This window comes from Streptomyces sp. NPDC059957, assembly GCF_042730015.1.
Classification (GTDB): domain Bacteria; phylum Actinomycetota; class Actinomycetes; order Streptomycetales; family Streptomycetaceae; genus Streptomyces.
Map to the genome: position 1 here is coordinate 1 of NZ_JBHWMB010000156.1, position 6,004 is coordinate 6,004.

The window sequence follows — 6,004 nt, forward strand, 5'->3', positions numbered from 1 at the left end:
ACCACGTTCTTGGCGACCCAGCGCATCGCGTAGGCGGCCGACCGGTCGACCTTGGACGGGTCCTTGCCCGAGAAGGCGCCGCCACCGTGACGGGCCATGCCGCCGTAGGTGTCGATGATGATCTTGCGGCCGGTCAGACCGGCGTCGCCCATCGGGCCGCCGATCTCGAAGCGGCCGGTCGGGTTCACCAGCAGGCGGTAGCCCTCGGTGTCCAGCTTGATGCCGTCCTCGACGAGCTGGGCCAGCACGTGCTCGACCACGAACTCGCGGATGTCCGGCGCGAGCAGCGAGTCCAGGTCGATGTCCGCCGCATGCTGCGAGGACACGACGACCGTGTCGAGGCGGACGGCCTTGTCGCCGTCGTACTCGATGGTGACCTGGGTCTTGCCGTCGGGACGCAGGTACGGGATGGTCCCGTTCTTGCGGACCTCGGAGAGCCGCTTGGACAGGCGGTGCGCGATGTGGATCGGGAGCGGCATGAGCTCGGGGGTCTCGTCGCAGGCGTACCCGAACATCAGGCCCTGGTCGCCGGCACCCTGCTTGTCGAGCTCGTCCTCGTCGCCCTCGACCCGCTTCTCGTACGCGGTGTCGACGCCCTGCGCGATGTCCGGGGACTGCGCGCCGATGGACACCGACACGCCACAGGAGGCGCCGTCGAAGCCCTTCTTCGAGGAGTCGTAGCCGATCTCGAGGATCTTGTCGCGGACGAGCTGCGCGATCGGCGCGTACGCCTTCGTCGTCACCTCTCCCGCGATGTGGACGAGACCGGTGGTGATGAGGGTCTCCACGGCGACGCGCGAGGTGGGGTCCTCGGTGAGGAGCGCGTCGAGGATGGTGTCGCTGATCTGGTCAGCGATCTTGTCGGGGTGACCCTCGGTCACAGACTCCGAGGTGAAGAGACGACGGGACACAACGCTCCCTGGGGTTGCAGCGGCTGCTGGCTGAAATATTGGTGGAACCACATCGGAGGCTGCGCCCGATCACGTTCCGGCTGCAGTTTATCGGTCGCCACCGTTCGCCGGACCACCCGTCTCGCCCTATGGGAGCCGTGTGACCTGCGACACTCCATTCTTACTCAAGGATCAGCCTGCGGAAAGGGCCTCCGCTCAGGCGCGTCGCGCCGCGAGTCGCGGCGCCACCTGATCCCAAATCACGTCTGCCAGAGATTCCTTCGGACCGTAGGGGACGGCGAGCTCTCTTCCGTCGGAGGCCAGGATGACCGCCTCGTTCTCCTCGGAACCAAAGGTCTTCGCCTCACCCACCTCGTTGACGACGAGAAGGTCACACCCCTTGCGGAGGAGCTTGCTCCGCCCGTTGGCGAGTACGTCGTCGGTCTCGGCGGCGAAACCCACGACGACCTGGCCCTCCCGGGGCCGGTCGGCGGAAATCTCCGCGAGAATGTCCGGATTCCGCACGAGGGTGACCGGTGCGGGGTCCTGTCCGTCCTTCTTCTTGATCTTCCCGCCCGCGTACTCGGCGGGCCGGAAGTCGGCCACGGCCGCGGCCATCACCACCGCGTCGGCGTCCGCGGCGGCCTTGAGCACGGCCTCGCGCAGCTGCAGGGCCGTCCCCACCCGTACGAGGTCCACCCCGGCCGGGTCGGCGAGCGCGGTGTTGGCGGAGACCAGGGTGACCCGGGCCCCGCGGGCGACCGCGGTACGGGCGAGGGCGTAGCCCTGCTTGCCCGAGGAGCGGTTGCCGAGGAAGCGGACCGGGTCCAGCGGTTCGCGCGTACCGCCCGCACTGATCACCACGTGCCGCCCGGCGAGGTCGGGCTCGGCCGCCCCGCGGGCCAGGACCCTGACGCACACCTCGAAGATCTCCTCGGGGTCGGGCAGCCGCCCCTTGCCGGTGTCCTTGCCGGTGAGCCGGCCGACGGCCGGCTCGATGACCACGGCGCCGCGCCGGCGCAGGGTGGCCACGTTCTCCCGGGTCGCCGGGTGCTCCCACATCTCGGTGTGCATCGCGGGTGCGAACACCACCGGGCAACGTGCGGTGAGCAGGGTGTTGGTGAGCAGGTCGTCGGCCAGCCCGTGGGCGGCCTTGGCCAGCATGTCGGCGGTGGCCGGGGCGACGACGACGAGGTCGGCGCCCTGCCCGATGCGTACGTGCGGCACCTCGTGGACGCTCTCCCAGACCTCGGTGGAGGCCGGGTTCCCGGAGAGGGCGGCCCAGGTGGCCTCTCCGACGAAGTTCAGCGACGCCGCCGTCGGCACCACGCGCACGTCGTGCCCGGACTCGGTCAGCCGGCGCAGCAGCTCGCACGCCTTGTAAGCGGCGATCCCGCCACTGACTCCGAGCACGACCTTCGGCTTACCCACCACACACGCCCCTTCGACTGACTGCGACGACACCTCTATGACACACCACAGGCCCGGCAGATGTTCTGCCGGGCCTGTGGTGAAAGGAAACTCGTGCCTTACTGAGCCGGGGCCTCGATGGCCTCGGAGGTCAGCAGACCCGCGTTGATCTCGCGCAGCGCGATCGAAAGCGGCTTCTCGTGGACGTGGGTGTCCACCAGCGGGCCGACGTACTCGAGCAGGCCCTCACCGAGCTGCGAGTAGTACGCGTTGATCTGACGGGCACGCTTGGCCGCGTAGATCACGAGGCTGTACTTCGAGTCCGTGGCCTCGAGCAGCTCGTCGATCGGCGGGTTGATGATGCCCTCGGGCGCAGTAATGGAAGAGGACACGCTCTACCTTCCGAAGATGGGGTAATACCTAGAAGTGTCGTTTCGGACCGTCCGGACCGGTTGAACACCGGTCAACGATCAGACGACATTCATCAACGTTAGCAGCTCGCGCGCCACGTCCTCGACCGAGGTGTTGACCAGGGTGGTGTCGAACTCGGATTCGGCAGCCAGTTCGATCTTGGCGGCGCCGAGCCTGCGCTCGACGACCTCCGCGGATTCGGTGCCCCGGCCGGTGAGCCGGCGGACCAGTTCGTCCCAGCTCGGAGGAGCCAGGAAGACCAGCTGTGCCTCGGACATGGACTCGCGCACGAGCCGTGCGCCCTGGAGATCGATCTCCAGCAGGACCGGCTCGCCGTTCTCCAGGCGTTCCAGCACTGCGCCGCGCGGTGTGCCGTAGCGGTTGCCCGCGAACTCGGCCCACTCCAGCAGCTCGCCATTGGCGATCAGCTTGTCGAACTCGTCGTCGTTGACGAAGAAGTAGTGGACTCCGTGTCGCTCACCGGGCCGCGGCTTGCGGGTGGTGGCCGACACCGAGAGCCATACCTCGGGGTGAACCTTGCGCATATGCGCGACGACCGTGCTCTTGCCGACCCCCGAAGGGCCGGAGAGCACGGTCAGCCGCGGACGAACCTCTGCTGCCATAGAGCGATTATCCAGCTTCTCGGGACTGCCTGAGAACGCCGGGAGAACTTCGGACGACGCCTTAGGCGGCGTTGCCGCCGAACTCGCGCTCCAGAGAGGCGATCTGGTTGGAACCGAGACCTCGGACACGCCGGGACTCGGAGATGCCGAGGCGCTCCATGAGCTGCTTGGCGCGCACCTTGCCGACGCCAGGCAGGGACTCCAGGAGAGCGGAAACCTTCATCTTGCCGATGACGTCGTTCTCCTGCCCCAGCTTGATGACGTCGTGCAGGGAGGCGCCGGAGTGCTTGAGTCGATTCTTCACCTCGGCCCGCTCCCGGCGAGCCGCGGCGGCCTTTTCGAGCGCTGCTGCGCGCTGTTCAGGGGTAAGGGGCGGAAGAGCCACGCCTACGTCACCTCGGATGTCGAACTGTCGGATACGGACCAGTGGAATGCCGGAAGGCATCACACCAGGGCGAGCTCCCGAACAGCGGTGGTGCTCGATCGCCGCTCGTTCGCTCTGCTCGGAGACTAGCGGCCATGACCGCTCCAGTCAGCGAGAACGGACGAAAAGTCCTGGTCAGCCTCCACTGAACCGTACATCACGGACAAACCACCCCGGATTTGTCCGGTGAAAGACGTTCGAATCTCGTCAGCGAGTGCGATGAGCCAGTCCGACGGCGTCCTCGAACGCCCCGATCCCGCGTCCGGCGAGTGCCGCGCGCAGGTCGTCGCGGATCCTCAGGGGTGCGGACGGATCGTTGAACAGGGCGGTGCCCACCGCCACGCCGGAAGCACCGGCGAGAACGAATTCGAGCGCGTCCCGGCCGGAGGCGATCCCGCCCATCCCGAGGATGGGAACCCGCCGGACGGCGCCGGCCAGCATCGCGCCGTGGACCTGGAAGACGCAGCGGACGGCGACGGGCCGGATCGCCGGGCCGGAGAGGCCTCCGGTGACCCCGGCGAGGGCCGGGCGCATGGTGTCGGTGTCGATGGTCATCCCGAGGACGGTGTTGATCATCGAGAGCCCGTCGGCGCCCGCTTCCGTACAGGCGGCCGCGATGTCGGTGATCCGCGTCACGTCGGGGGTCAGCTTGGCGTAGACGGGCAGTGCGGGGTCGGCCGCCGCCTTGACCGCCTCGACCACCTCGAAGGAGGCGTCGGCGTCGCAGGCGAAGACGAGGCCGCGGTTCGCGACGTTGGGGCAGGAGATGTTGGCCTCGATGCCGACCACGCCGGGCTGCCCGGTCAGCCGGGCGGCCGCCTCGGCGAACTCCTCCGTACGCTCCCCCGCGACCGATACGAGGACCCGCGCCCCGCGCTCGGCCAGCCAGGGCAGCTCGTGCTCGACGAAGTGGGCGATGCCGGAGCCCTGGAGCCCGATGGAGTTCAGCATCCCGCTGGGGGTCTCTGCCATCCGGGGCGTGGCGCGGCCGGAGCGGACGTACGGCATCACGGTCTTGGTGGTGATGGTGCCGAGCTCGTCCAGGGGGGTGAACCGGTGCAGCTCGCGGCCGTAGCCGGCGCAGCCGGAGGCGGTGGAGACGGGGTTGGGGAGGGTGACGCGGGCGCCGAGGGGCGCGGACATGTCGACGTCTTCGGGGCTCAGGGTGTTCACCGGCCCTCGCCCGCCTTCGGGGTCATGGCGGCCGCGCCTTCGAGGTCCCCGGGCAGGGTTCCGGCGTCGTCCCAGCGGACGGTGGCGCCGTCGAAAACGGGGCCGGATGTGCAGGAGCGAAGGAAACGGGTGACGCCGTCGGGGCCGGTGACGGGCAGGACGCAGCTCATGCAGATCCCGATGCCGCAGGCCATGGCCTCTTCGACGGCGGTGTGGCTGGTGGCCCCGGCGGCCGTGGCGATCTCCGTGACGGCCTTGAGCATGCCCATCGGGCCACAGGAGTGGACCTCGGTGGCGCCGGTCACCGTGATGGCCTCGGGGAGCACGTCGGTCACCCGGCCCCGCCGTCCGGCCGAACCGTCGTCGGTGACCACGTACACGTGCTCGGCGAGGGCCTCGGCCCGCTCGACTCCGAACAGCCGGTCCTCGGTGGCCGCGCCGAGCACGAAGGCGACCCGGCCGCCGCGGCCGAGGATCTCCTCGGCGAGGGCGAACATCGGGGCGCTGCCGTAGCCGCCGGCGACGAGGACGGCGCCGACCGGGCCGTCGGGGAGCGGGAAGGGGGTGCCGAGGGGGGCGATGAGGTCGACGGTGTCCCCGGGCCGGTGCGCGGCCAGTGCCCTGGTCCCGCGGCCGGCCTCGGCGAAGACGAACTCGACGCTGCCCTGGTCCGGGTCGGCGCGATGGATGGAGAACGCCCGGCGCAGCAGTGTGCTCGCATCCCGGCCGCCGATGGCGAGGGCTCCGAAGTGGCCGGGGCGCACGCCGGTGACGCCGGGGGCGTCGAGGACGAGGTGGCGGTAGGCCCCTACGGGCGTGATCCGCCGGATCGTGGCGACTGTCTGTACTGGGGGCACGCGGGGCGCTCCGTCCGGGGTAGGGGCCGTAACCCCCCACCCCATGATCGCCCCGGTACCCCCCGCACCACACCGGTCCGAAGCCCCGACCCCGCGGGCCGTACGCCCTTCCCGCTGCGCGGTGCGAAGTCCCCGACCCGCCCTTCCACCGTTCCCCGGGGCTCCGCCCCGGACCCCCGCTCCTCAAACGCCGGAGGGGCTGGGTGTATCCAGCCC

Annotated in this window: 7 protein-coding genes; all 7 read right to left on the reverse strand. The window is 69.8% G+C overall.

Annotated features, from left to right (window positions below; all coding sequences use genetic code 11):
• Positions 1-911 (reverse strand): methionine adenosyltransferase (gene metK / locus ACFWBW_RS41360; protein WP_385384970.1); only part of this gene is annotated, 911 nt, incomplete at its 3' end.
• 195 nt (positions 912-1,106) lie between these two features.
• Positions 1,107-2,321, reverse strand: a complete 1,215-nt coding sequence (coaBC, locus tag ACFWBW_RS41365) for a bifunctional phosphopantothenoylcysteine decarboxylase/phosphopantothenate--cysteine ligase CoaBC (RefSeq protein WP_385384972.1) — start codon at positions 2,319-2,321, stop codon at positions 1,107-1,109.
• Between the two features lie 98 nt (positions 2,322-2,419).
• A complete protein-coding gene (gene rpoZ, locus ACFWBW_RS41370) occupies positions 2,420-2,692 on the reverse strand; it encodes a DNA-directed RNA polymerase subunit omega (protein WP_004948662.1) in 273 nt (90 codons plus the stop codon).
• A gap of 78 nt (positions 2,693-2,770) precedes the next feature.
• A complete protein-coding gene (gene gmk / locus ACFWBW_RS41375) occupies positions 2,771-3,334 on the reverse strand; it encodes a guanylate kinase (protein ID WP_327251766.1) in 564 nt (187 codons plus the stop codon).
• Positions 3,335-3,395: 61 nt separating this feature from the next.
• The gene (gene mihF, locus ACFWBW_RS41380) at positions 3,396-3,719 is read right to left on the reverse strand and encodes an integration host factor, actinobacterial type (RefSeq protein WP_243334344.1); all 324 of its coding nucleotides are present in this window, start codon (positions 3,717-3,719) and stop codon (positions 3,396-3,398) included.
• 246 nt (positions 3,720-3,965) lie between these two features.
• Positions 3,966-4,931, reverse strand: coding sequence for a dihydroorotate dehydrogenase (locus tag ACFWBW_RS41385; RefSeq protein ID WP_385384977.1), 966 nt, complete (start codon positions 4,929-4,931; stop codon positions 3,966-3,968).
• Positions 4,928-5,788, reverse strand: coding sequence for a dihydroorotate dehydrogenase electron transfer subunit (locus ACFWBW_RS41390; RefSeq protein ID WP_385384980.1), 861 nt, complete (start codon positions 5,786-5,788; stop codon positions 4,928-4,930). The genes ACFWBW_RS41385 and ACFWBW_RS41390 overlap by 4 nt, the downstream gene beginning before the upstream one ends.
• Positions 5,789-6,004 lie beyond the last annotated feature (216 nt).